The organism is Bacillus sp. FSL H8-0534 (assembly GCF_038005885.1).
Classification (GTDB): domain Bacteria; phylum Bacillota; class Bacilli; order Bacillales; family Bacillaceae_G; genus Bacillus_A; species Bacillus_A pseudomycoides.
The window spans coordinates 1-17,815 of the sequence record NZ_JBBOUC010000005.1 but is presented as its reverse complement, the minus strand read 5'-3'; the positions used below and the strand labels follow the sequence as shown (position 1 = coordinate 17,815).

At 34.3% G+C, this 17,815-nt stretch carries 14 protein-coding genes; 6 read left to right on the top strand and 8 right to left on the bottom strand.

Features of this window, described 5'->3' with window-relative positions; genetic code table 11:
- Positions 1-1,137: 1,137 nt before the first annotated feature.
- The 6 genes from MHH71_RS29915 to MHH71_RS29890 all read right to left on the bottom strand — a co-directional run bounded on the left by MHH71_RS29915 (position 1,138) and on the right by MHH71_RS29890 (position 9,120).
- A complete protein-coding gene (locus tag MHH71_RS29915; RefSeq protein ID WP_078211975.1) occupies positions 1,138-3,333 on the bottom strand; it encodes a CRISPR-associated helicase/endonuclease Cas3 in 2,196 nt (731 codons plus the stop codon).
- A 31-nt stretch (positions 3,334-3,364) separates the two neighbouring features.
- Entirely contained in the window at positions 3,365-4,036 is a 672-nt protein-coding gene (gene cas5b / locus MHH71_RS29910; RefSeq protein WP_078211973.1) for a type I-B CRISPR-associated protein Cas5b, read from the bottom strand.
- A complete protein-coding gene (gene cas7i / locus MHH71_RS29905) occupies positions 4,026-4,943 on the bottom strand; it encodes a type I-B CRISPR-associated protein Cas7/Cst2/DevR (RefSeq protein WP_078211971.1) in 918 nt (305 codons plus the stop codon). Before cas7i ends, cas5b begins: the two co-directional genes overlap by 11 nt.
- Entirely contained in the window at positions 4,943-6,649 is a 1,707-nt protein-coding gene (cas8a1, locus tag MHH71_RS29900) for a type I-B CRISPR-associated protein Cas8b1/Cst1 (protein WP_078211969.1), read from the bottom strand. Before cas8a1 ends, cas7i begins: the two co-directional genes overlap by 1 nt.
- The gene (cas6, locus tag MHH71_RS29895) at positions 6,646-7,365 is read right to left on the bottom strand and encodes a CRISPR-associated endoribonuclease Cas6 (RefSeq protein ID WP_078211967.1); all 720 of its coding nucleotides are present in this window, start codon (positions 7,363-7,365) and stop codon (positions 6,646-6,648) included. Before cas6 ends, cas8a1 begins: the two co-directional genes overlap by 4 nt.
- A gap of 1,134 nt (positions 7,366-8,499) precedes the next feature.
- The gene (locus tag MHH71_RS29890) at positions 8,500-9,120 is read right to left on the bottom strand and encodes a recombinase family protein (protein WP_078211965.1); all 621 of its coding nucleotides are present in this window, start codon (positions 9,118-9,120) and stop codon (positions 8,500-8,502) included.
- Positions 9,121-9,481: 361 nt separating this feature from the next.
- Here MHH71_RS29890 and MHH71_RS29885 point away from each other — a divergent pair, with 361 nt between their 5' ends.
- The 3 genes from MHH71_RS29885 to MHH71_RS29875 all read left to right on the top strand — a co-directional run bounded on the left by MHH71_RS29885 (position 9,482) and on the right by MHH71_RS29875 (position 11,722).
- Entirely contained in the window at positions 9,482-9,895 is a 414-nt protein-coding gene (locus MHH71_RS29885; RefSeq protein WP_078211963.1) for a hypothetical protein, read from the top strand.
- A gap of 470 nt (positions 9,896-10,365) precedes the next feature.
- The gene (locus MHH71_RS29880) at positions 10,366-11,316 is read left to right on the top strand and encodes a tyrosine-type recombinase/integrase (RefSeq protein WP_078211959.1); all 951 of its coding nucleotides are present in this window, start codon (positions 10,366-10,368) and stop codon (positions 11,314-11,316) included.
- Positions 11,317-11,527: 211 nt separating this feature from the next.
- Positions 11,528-11,722, top strand: coding sequence for a hypothetical protein (locus tag MHH71_RS29875; RefSeq protein WP_003205237.1), 195 nt, complete (start codon positions 11,528-11,530; stop codon positions 11,720-11,722).
- Between the two features lie 583 nt (positions 11,723-12,305).
- On the opposite strand, the gene MHH71_RS29870 is transcribed toward MHH71_RS29875, so the two are convergent.
- Positions 12,306-12,854, bottom strand: coding sequence for a GNAT family N-acetyltransferase (locus tag MHH71_RS29870; protein ID WP_078211957.1), 549 nt, complete (start codon positions 12,852-12,854; stop codon positions 12,306-12,308).
- Positions 12,855-13,109: 255 nt separating this feature from the next.
- On the opposite strand from MHH71_RS29870, the gene MHH71_RS29865 reads away from it, so the two are divergent.
- The gene (locus MHH71_RS29865) at positions 13,110-13,703 is read left to right on the top strand and encodes a DUF4030 domain-containing protein (protein WP_078211953.1); all 594 of its coding nucleotides are present in this window, start codon (positions 13,110-13,112) and stop codon (positions 13,701-13,703) included.
- Between the two features lie 915 nt (positions 13,704-14,618).
- Here the strand turns inward: MHH71_RS29865 and MHH71_RS29860 are convergent.
- Positions 14,619-16,046 carry a serine hydrolase domain-containing protein gene (locus MHH71_RS29860; RefSeq protein ID WP_000720967.1) on the bottom strand — a complete coding sequence of 476 codons (1,428 nt, stop codon included), beginning with the start codon at positions 16,044-16,046 and terminating at the stop codon, positions 14,619-14,621.
- Between the two features lie 376 nt (positions 16,047-16,422).
- On the opposite strand from MHH71_RS29860, the gene MHH71_RS29855 reads away from it, so the two are divergent.
- Positions 16,423-16,983, top strand: coding sequence for a recombinase family protein (locus MHH71_RS29855; protein WP_078211951.1), 561 nt, complete (start codon positions 16,423-16,425; stop codon positions 16,981-16,983).
- Between the two features lie 239 nt (positions 16,984-17,222).
- Positions 17,223-17,717 (top strand): hypothetical protein, encoded by a 495-nt coding sequence (locus tag MHH71_RS29850; protein ID WP_078211949.1) that lies wholly within the window; start codon positions 17,223-17,225, stop codon positions 17,715-17,717.
- The last annotated feature ends 98 nt before the right edge of the window (positions 17,718-17,815 follow it).

Sequence of the window (17,815 nt, the reverse complement as noted above, 5' to 3'; positions counted from 1 at the left end):
CAAACTTCATGTGTACCAGGTGTATAATTTACATCCCATTCGGTTCAGATAAAACCACGTTTTGTGAATTCATTGCCTAATTCTATTGCATATTTTATATCCCAAATAGTTTAGATAAAGCAAAAATACTAAATCTCCGGGTGCCGGGTTATCGACCTTTATATCCCGCATAGTTCAGATAAAACAAATTGCAGGGGATGAGCCAGTTTATGTCCGGTGCCTTTATATCCCACATAGTTCAGATAATACTTCGGAAGAATTAAACATTCCATACAGCACTTATGCCTTTATATCCCACTTAGTTCAGATAATACTAGTCCGCATATTGCTATCACAGGACAGACAGGAAACTTTATATCCCACTTAGTTCAGATAAAACGTAAAGATCGCTAATCTTTATAAGCATAGATATGTCATTTATATCCCATATAGTGCAGATAAAACGGAATCTATATTGGAAACAACAAAATGTTTAATGCATTTATATCCCACATAGTTCAAGATAAACCTTTACGTTTAACAGATATGCAAAGTGCTACACAAGAATTTATATCCCACATAGTGCAGATAAAACTATTTTCTCTGTAACTATTTTATGTGTATTAGGAACCTTTATATCCCGCATAGTTCAAATAAAACGTTTCTTCTAAGTTCATACCGAAAGTATCAGCGATCTTTATATCCCATATAGTTCTGATAAAACTATATTGTATAAGCAACAATTACCCATCTTTTGCATCTTTATATCCCACTTAGTTCAGATAATACTACAGTGAGGAACTTGATGAATCCAGGATTGGAGAACTTTATACCCCACATAGTGGAGATAAAACGAGTACAAGAGACTTACAAAGGTTCATCATCCTGATTGATTTATATCCCACATAGTGGAGATAAAACGATATAAAGTATTACAGGAAACTTTGATCTTAAGTATTTATATCCCACATAGTGGAGATAAAACCCTATCTATATACGGATGATACACCTTATCATAGCAACATTTTGCCATGGGTATCAATCAGTATTTTGCAATGAACCATTGATTGTGTTTTTGTATTCTCTTCAAACATGCTGATAGACGTTGTCATATCAAGGTTTTCAGCATGTTTGGAAAAAACGAGATTCACTGCAAAATTACGGAAGTACAATTCCTGTTCCTGTAATCCTTTCTTTATCAAAATCGTACTCACAATTTAAAGTGTGAATGTATTGAAGTCCAGTAATATCAATTTCCTTTGTTTCGATTCCGTATCGTTGAACCTGTTGTCTAGAAATAGAGGTTGTAAGCTTTTCGATTTGCATTCGTAATACTTTTCGCTGTTTCGAATCTTTTTCCAGTTTAAATGTATTAAATAACTCACGATTCTCTACATATATAGAACAGGGAATAACTTGATAATTATCAATATCACGCAACAACTTTTGTGCTTCTGTATTTCTCATATCGTTTAGTGGAAGTGTATCCAGTACCTTTAAAGCTTGGTAGAATTCATCTAAGTATTTTTTGCTTAGATTTTCTGTTTTATATAATGTTTCGACAAGCTCCATTTTTGTTTTCTCATGTAGTTTTTTTCCGTTAAAGGATTCTAAAAGTTTTAAACCGTTATGAACAATATCTTCATCGTAAACGAACCCTATCCCTTGTGCTTCTGTATAAACAAAGACATTAGGTTCTGTCCCTTCATAGGCTCTTCCACGATAACAACGACCTAAACGCTGAAATAAGCTATCTAATGTAGAGATTTCAGTAAATAACAAATCAAAATCAATATCTAATGAAGCTTCTACAAGCTGTGTGGCAATCCAAATTCCACTTTGTTCTTCGCGATTTTTATCATTTGGTGCGAATTTCTTAATTTCCTCTTCTAAAACGGCACGATCCTTTTGAATAAATTGCGTGTGTAATAGCCTTACATTTTCTTTATTAAACAACCCATATATACGTTTTGCCTCTTTTACGGTATTAGCAATAATCAATACACGTTTATTTCGTCCAGCTTCACGAATATGTTCTAAATCCTCGTCGATCTTTGTTTTGCGTATAGATATGCGGTGACGAATTAAGTCATTATAGAATTCCTCTTTTACAAAATCACTTCCCTTGATTTTGCCTCGTTTCTTCATTGTTTCCATAAAAACAGTAGGAAGTGTAGCGGTCATAATCATAAATTTGCCGCCTATCTGGTGAATCATTTCCAATGCTTTGAGTAAAACAGCTAAGATTTTCGGAGAATAACCTTGTATTTCATCTAAAACTATCTTAGAGTACGCCATTGTGGCCAAGTATTTCTCATATCCTCGAAATAAAAATGGAAACTTCAAAATTTGATCAATTGTGCTAAATGTTAACTTTTTACTCAATAAACGGGACTGTTCATAGATAAGCTCATTGGTTTCGTAATCATTATTTAATGTCTGTAGAAAATCCACACTACCACTGTGTAGCAAACCAGCAATCGCTTGCCCCTCTTCATCTACATATCCCATTCCATTTGTTATACGCTCATACAAGGCATTTAAACTTACACGGATAGGGAGTGTAATAAAACCTTTAGCTTCATCAATCCAAAATAAAGAAGCTTCTGTTTTTCCCATACCAGTTTGTGCAACAGCCACAATATTCTTATTTCGATTCTCGTAAGAAAAGAGTTGTAGATTGCGTGGTTTATGACCATTCTTTTTTAGGAATTCATCGACATAAGTCCCAACTCCTTTGTCCGCATGATATTCCACAAGTTCTCCTGCAGAAGCCGCATGATCTACACGATTTAAAAGTCCCTTTACAAGCACAAGAAGAGGATATTCTTTATCTTTTTTCTTAATTGGCTTCCAACCTATAGTTGTAGTATCAAGATCTTTATTAACAGAACAGCACAATTCTTTCTCCAAACGGTCTATTTTCCCTTTTAAATCTGGTAAAACTGTATTCAGTATTTGGGCATCAAACATTACGTTTCGTACATGATGATGTGCAATTGCCTCTTTCACAACCCGTTCTGTACTTTTGGAATAATGTAATTCTAAAAATGGAACACAAAGTAAGGAAATAAAAGCATGAGGAACATTAGGATATTTTTTTTCAATTTCTTGCTTTGTTAAAGGAGATAACCCCATATTAAGTTTAATAAATTGTTGAAATCCCTCATAAATCTTTCCCGCATCGTGATACTGGGCAGCTACTTGTGCAAGTTGCCAAATCTCTTCTGACAACAGAGATCCATACGAGTGTTTTAGTAAAGATAAATTTTCTAATACCCGTCCTGTGTGTTCTTGTAATGTTTCAAATTCCCCTGTTTGCTGATCCCACTTTGCGTAAATGAAATCTTCCATGTTTCTCCTCCTGAAAAAAATCCATGCCTACTCATAAGGCATGGAAAAATACAATATGGCCATCTTCATCTTCTATATACTGAGGTGAATTTAATCCTTCTCCTTTGCGGAAGTATTGAGTTTGAACCGTCTCCCAAGTACGAATTCCTTGTTTCACTTGATATACTGTATTTAAACGATATGAAATCCCTTTATAATTCATATAGTCAAGGCGATCAACAATACAATGACGTGGTATATAGAGATCCCTTTTTAGTGTAATGATTTCTTTTGTATGTCTTTCGTTCAACGTTACCAATTTCACGTCTTCAATGACCGCTAAATCTTCACGTCGACCAAGGTTTGGTGCTTCATTGATATTTTCTAATGCTGTTTGTAATTGTTCCAATACACCTTGTTCGGCACGTACATGGAAAATAAGAGAGATTTCTTTCAACATATGAACATGCATAGGCATTGTTGTAACTTCTTTTGATTTGTAAAAATGGTGTGTTTGCAAATCAAACAGCTTTCCCTCGTGAGTACCTTGGATGCTAATTTCCATTGGAATTAATTCATTTGCACCTAATACATAGTGAAGGAACCCCTTCACCGTACTATACGGTGGAAGAGGATAGGTTTCCTTTGCTTTTTGTGCCATTGGTTTCTTGTAACAAGCAGTTTGTTGGTACAACTTTACTCGTAACGCTGTATTAGCCGACATAATAATTCTCCACTTGTTGTAATAGATAATCTAGCATACCTTGAATTGTATGGGTTGAGTCGCTTGAAACAAGATTTCGTAGCTCCCCTTCATTCACGAAAACACCAGATAACAGACCAACGTGCGTTTGTTCTTGTACAGTCCGTCCCATACTGCGACGTTCTAAAATTTCTTGTAGCATAATAGAATTTAAACGGTATTCACGTTTTGTCGGAACTAATTGTGTACGTCCTAAGAAATATGGTTGATTTATAGCATACAGACCACCAATTACAAACAAAGGGGATAAATCTTCTTGTCGCCCTCGGATATTACGATTTAAGGAAAATACAATTTCTAAGAATTCTTTGATTCGTCTTGCCTTTTCTTCACGTGGTAATTCAATTTCTCCATCTACACCAATTCTATCTAAATCAATAGTAATGGTATATGAATATAAACTTGTATGTCGCTCAAGTGTTGCGATATTTGGGTTTTCTTTGATACGTGAAGCATGTCCTAAATTTGTTAAGAATTCTAAGTCTCCCCGGTACGGTTCAAGAGAAACAGCATGAGACAAACGAACGCTAGCTGGACGTTTGTTCCCCATATCACCTTTTACAGTTTTCATGTAACCAAATAAATCCATTTCTTCTGACTCTTGAATGGTAGCACTAGGAGAATACTGAACTACGCTTTTGCTTTTTCCTTCCGCTTCCCCTTTGTCACGGCCAACTGTATCTAAGTTCCAACCATAACGCTCGGCGCCTAAACGAACCATATCGTATCGAATAGCTTGCCGTGAAGCAAATGTATGAATATCTCCATTTCCACGATTAAATTTCTTTAATTCGGAGACGTTACCGATTCCTTCTCCATAATTTAATGAATCTCCTTGAAACACGATCGTTAATGTTAATCCAGCCATTAGTTCGTTTCCTCCCCTTCTTTTTTATAGGGTTTGTCATTTAATCCGGATAGTAAAGCACTTGCAATACCTTCAAATTCATTACTATGTTCCCTTGTAGCATCCACATACATAGAAGTGTTCTTTTCCACTAATAAAAAGGTGCGGAATAATGTTTCAAAGAATTGTTGACGGTTATTAGTAGTTAAGGCATTTAATAGACGGTAAGTAATGCCTGGAATCTTATTCTCCATTCCACGTTCAGTCAGTCTTCTACGTACTTCGCGTCCATCCATTAGCGCGTAATGGATTCTCTTTTGCATAGATTCATATTGCGCTTCTCGTGTTTCGTTAGACATGCCATAACACTCCTTTATTCTATTTAAATGAAACATAGCCAAAGTGGCTGCATATGTATCATAACTGGAATAATTGTTATCTACGTTATTCCTCAATTGGTTAGTGATATTACGAAAAAAATGCTCCCCATTTAATAATTTACGTAGGATTACGTTCCGAAATGGTGGATATTTAATATGATCGAGCTCTTTTCCTCCACGCTCTTGAAGGTATTGAATGGCATGTTCTGATAAAAAATTCTGTGTAAGAGTCGTCTTTTTCCCACTATTTTGGAATTCAACAATTAACATATTTTTAGAGATCCAATTGGCTTTATCTTTGGCTTCTTTTAATGTGTCGTATAAAAACACTTCAAAAGGGTTATTTTGTTTTTTGTTGGTGTCAAATAAATCATTTATTTCCGCCAGTGTATCAAACTCCTCATCAGTTTGAATAAAGGAATAAACTACTGTATCTTTGTCTATTTGATCTCTATAGAGCCCAAAAGCAGAACAAAACATGATTAACCGATAAAGACTAGATATAGGAAATGCTTTTTGATTATTCCATGTGTAATTCGTTGCATTTGCTATACTGACTGCATTCGGAAGAAATACCGCCTCTGTGTAATCCGTAAGAGCAAATTGCCCCTCGATAACAGGACAATACAGTAATTCATCCTTCTTTAGTTTCGTAACTGTTTTTTTCGCTAACTTTATAAAATTTTTATCATCAGATTGCTGTATCACTTTGTTTAAGTTTTCTATTGCTTCGTTTGTACTTTTAGAAGAATGAAGAACAGCAAGAACCTCTTGTTCTAGTAAAATAGGTTGAACGAAGTCTCTTGCAAGGAACTCTTCATGTTCTAAACGATTCAGGGTACTGCGTGACCTTTGTAAAAAACTTGTTTGACCATGCAGTTCTCCTAAATGAAACCGAATCATATTTAGTGTTAGCACTTCATTTACTTGATCTTGCTTTAACAATTTCAGGTAATCTTTAGTGATTGCTTTTAATTCTTCAATGGTTGATACATCTTTTTTTCTGCTAAACAGCTCTTTTAAGGTTCCACCTTCAATTGGCAAACGTTTATTCAACTTATTTTCTGTACTTTTAATATCAGCAAAGATAGATTCTTTAGAACGTTTAAAGTTGGATGTAGCGTTTGTTAGAAAAGCATTCATCTTATTCTCTTTTTCATTTGCAACAGAAAATATATCAAAAGCATAATTGAAAAACCATTTCGGAAAGTCGTGAAGTAATTTTGGATCAAAATCTAGATAGGTCTCTTCGGTTTCAAATAAATCTGTTTCAGCATGCTCTAAAATACGATAAAACCCCAAAATACCAGTGTTCGTAGCCCAATCTTCTAAATATAATCGAATCATTGGTACTCCACGGACACGCAGCCGTACCCTTGTGACTTTTTGAAGGATGTACCAATTTGACGAAGGATTTCTAAATCTTCTTGGTCTCCTTTTAGCAAGAATGTTCCTTTATAAGCTTCAAAGTGCTGGTGATTGGGGGTATTATCAAATTTTTCTTTTACAACTTGTTTTGTTAAATTCATAGGTATAAATTGCAAAGGTTTTTTCAAGCCTTCTCCATGATAATTACGCAAAGTCATATCACAAATATAATTGAAACTCTCTTCATAACCTTCTTCTGTTGGAGCAAGAGGTTTCCCATCTTGGTCTTTAATAAAAATAGGGGAAAGGGTGCGGAATACTACCGTATCACTTTTCACTCTGACTTCCGGTAGTATAGATATGTTCTTCTTCTGTAGTTTGTATCCTTTGTACTGAAATTCTTTAATTTCGTTTAAACCATCTACTAAGTAAGAAATGAATTCAGGATCAGGTGAACTAATAATCCAGTCCAATCCGTTCTGAAGGAGGAATTCATCATTTTTTAAAACATAGTCTTTAAGATAAACAGAAAACGTAAAATTTTTGCTTTTCTTATTCGGTTTATTCTCAAAGACATATAGGTTCTCTGCATATACTGTGTTTGATGCTTTTAGAGCTTCTTTGATAAAACTCACAAACATAAAACGATACGAGAGAGGAATTACTTTGCAAGTAAAGCTTACTTTCAATTTCATCATCTTCCTCCTTGATCTTCAATATAAAACTATTATAATTTATTTGAAAATTAGGATTCAATAAATATGTAGAAATAAATGGAAAAACTTTTCTTTTCAAAGAAAGGTTTTTTCTTGATCTCATATAGTAAAGATAAAAACTATGCGGTACTTCTATAATTTTGCAGTGAGCCTCGTTTTTGCCAAGCATGCAGAAAACCTTGCTATGACAAGGTCTTTCAGCATGTTGTAAGAGAATACAAAAACATGATCGATGATTCGCTGCAAAATGTTGGTTGCTACAAGTAGTAAAATGTTGCTATCATTAGGTATATCATCTGTATATAGATAGGGTTTTATCTGAACTAAGTGGGATATAAAGTTTTTCCAAATCAATTAAATAGTTCATTTCCACACCGTTTTATCTGAACTATGTGGGATATAAAGTGTTGAAATCGCGCTGCTGCTGTTACAACCTCATCTACGTTTTATCTGAACTATGTGGGATATAAAGGTATCCTGTTGCGGACTTTCTATAGTACTTGTAGTTGTTTTATCTGAACCAAGTGGGATATAAACGTGTATAAACCATTACTATCCAAATATGAAATTTTTGTTTTATTTGAACTATATGGGATATAAAGTGAATCGTTGTATCGGTAAAAGCAATCAGTGTATTTGTTTTATCTAAACTATGTGGGATATAAAGATTCCTGTTTCTTTAAACGAGCTTGACCCAGTCGGTTTTTATCTTAACGTAGTGGGATATAAACGCCCATACATATGGATAACCATCGTAAGGTGATACGTTTTTATCTAACCGAAGTGGGATATAAACTTTGCCACGTTTATCACCGTTTTATCTAAACTATGTGGGATTTAAATTACGGTAAAGTTAAATTAGAAGGAAATGCACCATTTTGTTTTATCTGAACTGTATGGGATATAAAATAACCTTTACCTACAATAACTGCTGCTTTGTTAAGTGCTTTATCTAAACTATATGGGATGTAAAAATCGGAGCATATTTTGGACCAATTGTTTCAAGAGTAGTTTTCTCTGAACTATGCGGGATTTAAAGCAACAAAAGTATAACCAAAAGGAACATGTAGCAATCACTACAAGTTCCTTTTAAGATAATGTTAATAAGACAAACTATTCTTTTATTTTTTCCTCATATTGTTTAGCAAGCTTATAAAACGAAGAACGTTTGATGCCATACTTTTTCATGGCCCCTACTGCTGTAATTGAACCGGATTTCCATTCTTTATAAGCTTTAATAAATTCTTCTGTTATTTCGACAGGAGGACGTCCTAAATGTTTCCCTCGTTTTCTGGCAAGAGCAATCCCTTCAGCTTGACGTTGTTTAATATCGATGCGCTCTTTTTCTGCAAAGGCAGATAATATTGTCAGTGTTGCTTTTTGAATTGCGCTCTGAATAACATCATTTGTACTTTCTCCAGTGTAATTGACGTTAATGTATGGTTCCTTTATAAATTGTAAATTTACTTTATGTTTTTCGTAATATCTAAATTCTTCTAATGTATCATTCATATTTCTTCCAAGTCTTGTCAAGGAGTCGAACACAATGGTATCTCCTGTACGAACAAGACGTTTTAGCATTTGATAATTCTCTCGCTCCATATTTTTTCCAGATTCTTTATCTATGAAAATATCTCGTTCTTCTATCCCTAAATCCTTCATATTCTGAATTTGCCGTTCTTCGTTTTGATCTTTACTCGAAACTCGCACATATCCAAATTTTTTATGTTTCATAAGCTACACCTCACTGTTAATTATACCAATAATGTCTGTAAAGGTATATGTAATAAAAAGATGTCTGTAAAATTAGAACCGGACATTTATAGACGTGGATTTATATAGGTTTCTATGAGTCTGTAAAGGTATACTTTTACAGATACGTCAAGCATTCTTCACGTCTTTGAATACGTATTAATAAAAAACGAACCAAAAGGTGTACCTTTACAAACGAAACTCTATAGTATTTTTTGACATAAAAACCATATTTTTATTTCGTGCCTAATATAATAAATACGTGTTATCTAGCATGCGTCTCTGCTCATTAAATGTAAATGTACTGATTAACACATATTTATTAAAAAAGGAGGCGAAACAAATGAATAAAATGAGAAAGTGGTTGTCTAAAATTAGTGTTATCCTAGTGCTGGTATCAACGTTTGTGATAGCTATACCTTCTTCTTCTCAAGCTGATAATAGATGGTATTGTTTGAGTCGTTGTGGTGATGGCATAATACAACCGGGCGATACAAGAGATGTCACTCCTAAAGTGTTTTTAACTAAAGATCAGTTAGTAGGATTTAGAACTTGGCAGGATGGATATAGATATTTTTACTACAGGATATACAATATTAATACTGGTGCAGTAGTTTGGAGTGGATATACAAATGGCAATGGTGAAGGTGCCAGAATTGCGCCCCAATCAGGCACTTACGTAATGGAACTTAAATGCACAACAGGTAGTTCCATTTGGACAGATTGTAGAGGATCAGGACAGTTTTTTGGATATTGATTTTCGATACTAATCATGTTCCTTTTTTTAGAATAATAGTATAAGTATGTCCAAGATATAGGGGTTAATAATAAAAAAGTATAATGTCACACAATGATATTGATATGGATATATAAGGATTTATCCAACATGTCTCGATTTATCCCTTGACAGAGTCGAGGGATAAATCGGACATATCTCATGTTCAGTTTCGTTAAAGTGTACCTTTTGATACTATACAAACAAATTAGTAATAAATTTCTCAATGTGGATATTGTCATTATTTTTAGCTATAATATTCAAAATTAACAGTTAATGTAATATGATAAAAAAGTGATGGTTATCTCCCTATTTGTTTCTCCTTATGCCATAGATAAGACCGAGTTTCTGGTCTTATCTTTTTTATTTATATATTTTCTTTGGGGATGAATGGGTAGGTGGAATATGTGTAAAATTTGATATACTAAAAGAAAAATTAGGATGATAAGCTTATGCCAACAAAAGAATTTCAAGATACTGTACAACATTTTTCTTCTTTCTTATTAAATAAAGGACGCAAGCCTTCTACAATTAAACGATATGTTTATGATATTGAAGACTTTGGTCATTGGTTGCAAAAGTCTAAAAAACTCCCTACACGCAATATATGGACGACGCTTGGTACAAAGGATTATGAAGCGTATTTTTATGATTTAAAACAGCAACGACAGTACTCTGAAAAAACAATGCATCGTGTCTATATTGTCTTAAATAGACTATATCAGTATTTACAACGGCCAAATCCGTTAGAAGACATGCAATTTAGCATTCAACCGAATCGTGCATTACGTGATGAAGATTTTATTACAAAAGAGGAAGAGAAAACGTTAAAGTCCATTTTAGGTTCATTAGAAGGATTAACAGAAAAACAACGTTCTGTTCGCCCAGTACTTATGGATCGTAACATTTCAATTGTGCATTTGCTCATTCATAATGGATTATCCTTACAAGAACTTGTCGGTTTACAGATGAAGCACGTCCATTTTGAAAACAATACGATCTTAGTACCAGGAATAGTGGGTATAGAAAGAACGATTCTTTTAACTGAAGAAGATAAAAAGCGTTTATTTAACTATTACAAAATCATTCCTGAACCTGTTCGTCCAAGTTACCATAGTAATGATCCATTGTTTGTAGCCTTTGATTTTACTCGGAAAACTTATCATTGGTCATATGAAAATGATGCACCGAAAGCTCTAACAGAAATTGCTGTTCAAAAGATGATTCGACTTGAAGTTGCTCGAGCAAATTTACGTAAAGGGATCTCAGCGCAACACTTACGGAACGCGTTCATTTTGCGACTTATTGAGCATCATGTTTCAGAGGAAGAAATTATAAAACAAGTAGGCTTTAAATCTAAACTTTCGTTAAAAAGATATTATGATTACATCAATCAAAAATAACGGAGGAAGACAACGTGGAAAGAAATGAGAAACAGGAAATACAGTACATAAGAGTGTACACATTAAGGGATAAAAGTACAAAATCCATTAAAGTTGTGTCCTGGCGAACTTTTAAAGATGAAATGAGAGTTCTAGGTATAAAGGAATCAGATATTTTTCAAATTCAGTTAATAAAAAAGCAATAAGAGAAAAATGAAGGGAGTATGTTGCAATGAATAAAGGAGATGCTATTTTACGGTTACTTATGGAAATGAAGTTTGAAATAAAAGAAGTAAAAGAACAAATGGAACAGATGCAAAAATCTCTGGAAAACATAGAGAAACAAAGCCTAACTAAACAAAGTGAAACCTCTTCGACTGTTTCTAAAGGAAATCGTGATTGGAAATATCCTTCTAAAATGAAATAAGAAAAAGACCACCGATTTCCGTAAGTGGTCTTTTTTTCGTAAGAGATCCAAACTAAATGGAACAAAAAAAGAACCCTTATGTAAGGATTCTGTAACCGGAAACAACAAATATATAGAAGTAAAATAAAGAGAATTACTTATTATTATATCGCATATATGTATAATATAATGTTGAGAAAACGTTAAGAAACTGTTAAATCATTCTCATATGGCGTACCCCATGCCCATCAAGCTAAGAATAAGGGATACCCCCAGAACGAAAAATTTGTGCAAATTTCTCATTTTTATCGTTTTGGGGGGAGTTTGTTTTTTTAAGTTGATGGCAATGGGGCGGGACCCCTATATATAAAGGGCCTTTGAAAATCGCAAATTCAGCTCATAAAAAAACAGCAACAAGAGGCTTTAAATATACATTAAGCTCGTAAGGGCTTGATAAGAAAAGCCCTTATCTTAAATTACTAAGTAATAAAAGATATAGGCTCTTTTTTTATTAGGGCTCTGTTAAACCACAATGTTGATTTTTGAGAAATGCAAAAGGAAACCCAGTTCTGAAGGGTTTCCTTTTGTCATCATACTACCAATCTTATCTGATATTCAAAACGTTGTATTCTGTCTTTAAAAGTCCATAAACATCAACGTCTTCATATGTATCTAATAAAAGTCTATTCTGTCTCAATGTTCCTTCTTTACGTAAGCCAGACTTCTCTAACACCTTAATTGATGATCTGTTTCTGGAAATGGCAGATGCCCAAATTTTGTTTAGACCTAGTTCGATAAAGCCAAAATGAATCATTCTGTTTACAGCTTCGGTTGCAAAACCCTTCCCCCAATAGTCCTGACCAATCCAATAACCAAGCTCACCTCTATTGTTATTCTTGTCAATTCTTAGAGTAATTGTACCTACAATTTCTCTTGATTCTTTAGAAACGATTCCTAAAGGGTATTCGATTCCTTGCCTTATAAGTTCTGGTTGCATATCAACCCAATCTTGTGCGAACTTCAATTCATATGGGTGCGGAAGCCCAAGAATATCTGCTAATTCCTTGTCATTAGCCAATTCTTTGATTCTGAATGCATCATCATTGGTAAAAGGTTCTATACATAAACGCTCAGATTCTAATTTTATAGCCATATTTTCTCCCCCTTGTACTGAAATTAATTAGCTCCCCTTATTTTCAAGATTATACCAAAAAAATCACAAAAAGGTTTCAAATATCAACAATAACTTTATTACAAATCCACACCTGTAACAATTAAGTGAAGGTTTTTCGTTTGCTTTGAAGAATACCTAACCAAATATGAAAATTAGATCGATTACACTTTTATTATGTTTTTACCATCTAGGACTCAAATATATAACAAAGCATTTACGAGAAAGGAGATTGAAATGAAAAAAAGAAAAGGGGTAATTCTCCCTCTTGTATTAGCTATTTTATTAGGTGCATGTCAACAGAACGATAAAGAAGAAGCAAAAAGTGAAGAAGAAAAAGTTATAGACACTATTGTGGAAACGGTAGATGAAAAGGACTTCCTTAGTGCCTCCATGAGCGATACACCAAGAACAGTAGACTTAGAAATAGCTGATACTGTAAATACAAGTAAGTTAAAAAAAGCGATTAACACTCAATTAAAGAATCAAGATATTAGACCATATACAATTAATGTGAGTCAGAGAAATATGGACATTATAAAGAAAGAGAGGCGATGGAGCGAAGTTTACAGTTCTATTTTTGATGAAGTGTTTACCAAAAATGGATACAAAGGTTTTGGAATTAAGCCAGTTAATTTCGAATCGAACCAACCATTTACCCTTGCTATACATACTACAATAAATAATTCTGATCCAGGAGCCAAAGAGTTTGGAAAGAAAATAGAAAAAGAGGTTGATGATTTACTTAAAGTAAAGAAAGTAAATAAATGGATTGAAAATGATTTGTATACTATTGAAGTTTATAGTCAAGAGAAGCAAAGAATTAACTAGCAAATAATCGTTTTTGCAAAGGAAAAGGAATCCACATAGTAGGGATTCCTTTTATAAAGCAGAGAGTTTAGTTGTTTGATGCTCAATAATTTCACCATTATCAATGGTATACAAATCATCACACAATAACTGTAATTCATGTTGATCGTGGCTAGCTATAATAATTGTTTTACCTTGCTGTTTTAAATCTAATAAGGGGTACGGAAACGATTCGAAGAATAACCCGCCGCATCTGAAATTTTTTCCATTTAAGGAAGGAACCTATCAGGAAATATGATAGGTTCCTATTTTATTATATAAATAATTTAGAAATATAAAATTTTATATAAGGGGTCACCATATCATTACGGGAAAATTGTACGCTAAGGGATACAAAACCTTATCCTGGCAGCATCTTTAAAAGATAAATACATGTTCAGAAAGATAAAATTCAAAGATTAATTGAACATTGAATTATGTACACACTTTATGAACGCGATTATAGCTAGAAAACCTTGATATTATTGAATTCTATGCTCTGTTCATAAACATACGAGTTTTGGAACAAATATTGGGTTTAAGAAATATTGACAGGCTGCTTTTTTGATAAAAAGCGCTTTTTTAATTTTGTTCCGCAATCGGGCCAGATTGTTGAACAACAGTCTTTTAAGAAATGTTATCTAACGACGCTTGTGCAAAAATAATATTGTTGTTTAATTTACAATAAAGTCATTTGAAAAATAATATTAGTTGTTTAAAAATCCTTATTCCACGAACGGAGCAGGTTAGTGGAAGCAATAGTAATTAGGTTTGACTGGGAAAATTGTCGATGATATTAAAAAAGACACCGAAGTGTCTTATGTTTTTCAAATTAAGCATACCGATAAATTGAAATTTAATTACTTAACATTATGCTTATCTTGGGAGCGAGGTATTTTATCGGTGAGTGTATACAAACCATGTAATGCTTGCTGTTAATAATGCTGACGAAATCAAAGCTGTAAGAACACTATATGTTTGCCAAATAAGTATCGTTGACCAATCAAAAGCACAGCACAGTATACCCAGGGCAATCGTAGCGATCAGGAAAATAACTGTTACGATTATTCTCTTTTTTGTCATTGGCTGCCGCTCATTCGTTTTCCTTCTGCGTAATCCTAAGAGAAATAGGAGAACGGCCAATAGGCAAAGAATAATAGTGATAGACGACAAAATGATATCCAAAAGCTGTGTGCCGCTTATTTCATATGACTGAGTTAGATTACCGTCTAATATATCTTTAACTTTTAGTACCAGGTTTATATTGGTATTTGCGCCGTTGCTCAGCAAGCAGACGGCTGTTCGTTCATTTAGCAGTATGACTACTTCGGTTCTGAAATTTGGATTGCCCCCAGTGTGTTCTATAATCGTTTGGTCGGCGTTTACCGACCAGCCTGCCGCATAATACATATCGTTGACAGCCGAAACAGACATATCACCCCTATGTGATTTTTCGATAACCGTGTGAAATATTTCGGGTATGTCCTGCACAATACCCATCTGTATGCCCATCCAACGCGCCATATCTTTTGTATTAGAAATGATGTAGCCTGCGGGCTTATTCCCAGCATAATCCGGAGCTTTAAATGGAGTTGTCATAAAAAAGGAAGAACGGTAGCCCTGTGCCAACTGTCCAGTGGCTTGAGCATCTTCTTTATAAACATACGTCTGGTGAAGACCTAACCGCTGAAATACCTGTTCCCTCATAAAGTCTTCATAGCTTTGTCGCGACACAATCTCAATAACCAAACCCAATACGTCATAATTAACGGTTCCATAGTTATACTGTTCACCGGGAGGGAACGCCAATTCAGCATCTACGAGCATTTCCACAGTCTTTTGCAACATATCCGGTGTATTGCCTTGTGGAATACTTTGAGTATGCCTAATATTTGTTAGACCACTGGTATGGTGAAGAAAGTTATTTAGTGTAAGGCTTTGCATATCAACAGGTTTCCCTTGATACTTTAACGTAAACCAAGGTAAATATTTTTGGACAGGGTCAGTCATTGAGAGCAGCCCTTGCTCTTCCAACAGCATAATACCCATACCGGTAAAAGCTTTACTGACCGAGGCTAACTCATAGAGTGTATTTTCACTTGCAGACAACCCCTTTTCACGGTCAGCATACCCTGAAGAAAAGTAGAACACTTCATCATCAGCAAGTATTGAGATTGACATTCCCGGCACACCTGATATACGAGAGGCATCATCTAGCAACGCTTGTATTGCCGCAGATTTCGAATCAGACAACGCATAACTTTGTGTTGCGAATCCTGAGAATAATATAAATATCGTTAATACAAAAACAATAATCTTTTTCATAAACTCTCCTTTTCGAAAAATTATAATAGAATAATATAAATAACCTACTTTTACAACTACTAAACTAAATTTTAATTTATCTTTCTATTCACCTATATAATATCAAGTAATTGGGAAGAGTTACACTTAACGAACAGATGCGTTAGTTCAATAAGAAAAACGATCTTCAACAATCGGGCGCTTTAATGGAGCAACGAAAAAAGCCTAATTTCTCAATTTTAATGAGAAATTGGGCTTTTTATATTTACTCATAGTGCAAAATAGCGCTTAAAATAGGTGCAAAATAACTCCTAAAGTGACACCTTTTCCTTGATATTATTAGTCTCAGAGACTCTCAATAACACTTATCAAAAATACATTTGAAATGAGGAGAAAAATGGTCTATGGATACGCTCGTGTAAGTGCACAAGATCAAAATTTAGATACACAGATTGAACAGCTCATGAAATATGGAGTAGATGAAATCATAAAAGAGAAAATAAGCGGGGTTACAAAACAAAAACCTGAGCTAGACACTTTACTTTCAAAACTAACAGCTGGCGATACTTTAGTTGTAACTAGAATGGATCGTTTAGGTCGAAATACCATTCAGCTATTACAGTTAGTAGAACAACTTCGGGAAAAGGATGTTCACTTTGCGATTTTAAATTTAGGAATAGATACTAGAACTCCAACCGGTAAATTCTTTTTAACTGTCATGGCTGCCTTTAGTGAATTAGATCGAGAAATGATTAAAGAAAAACAACATGCAGGAATAAAGTTAGCGAAACAAAAAGGAGTGTATAGAGGAAGATTGAAGAAATACACGGATAAGCACCCAGGTATGAATCATGCGATTGAATTACGGAAGCATACCAATAAAACCGTTAAGGAAATATGCCAAATTACAGGAGTGAGTCAAGCCGCTCTGTATCGTAGATTAAAAGAACTTGAATAAAGTTCTTTTTTTATTTGTAATTAAATCCCAGAGTGGCCCCTCATACCCAGAATCGTTTCCGTACCCCATATTGAGTTTTGAGAATCCCTTAACGTGTAAAAAGGTTAAAATGTGCGTGCTACCCCTGTTAAATAAAAAAATACATGAATATACAATATTTGGATGGTAATGATATATATGTAAATAAGACACTTTAGATCGTCATGGTAACGGTCGAAGACCAAAAGGAGGATACAATAATGAACGAAGAATTTAAACCCATCCACATTCCGTTCGATGATGGAATCGCTAGGATTAACGAAGCATTGGCTCAAGCTGGTATCGAATTGGGCGCACGTATTCTAACATCTCGCGATGCTGACGTTGTGAAGGCGTGTAATCTACTTGGTGTCGATGAGATGCCAAAAGGATTCAAAAAATGGCAGCTACCATTCTTTGTGGAGGCTGGGCAATTTTTTATTACATCAGCCGATCCGGGTGCCAGTGTTGGTGAACATACTCATCCTGATGACGGAGTGCGATTTATTATAGCCGGATCTATTGAATATGACGGTATTGAATTAAATGCTGGTGACTGGATGTTTATACCTAAAGAGAAAAGTTACAGCTTCAAGACAGGTCCTGTGGGAGCCTTAATGTGTTATTGTTATTGTTGTAGTTGTGCCGGCAGAGCTTTAAGCCCCAACCCGGTAATCGATCCGCCATATATTCGTGTGAGGGATTCACTTCGTTAACGATTAAATCCTTATTGTTTTAATTAAGTAAAAAACGACTATCATTGATGGTCGTTTTTTATGTAATTTAATTTATATTTGTTTACTTTCAATATCAA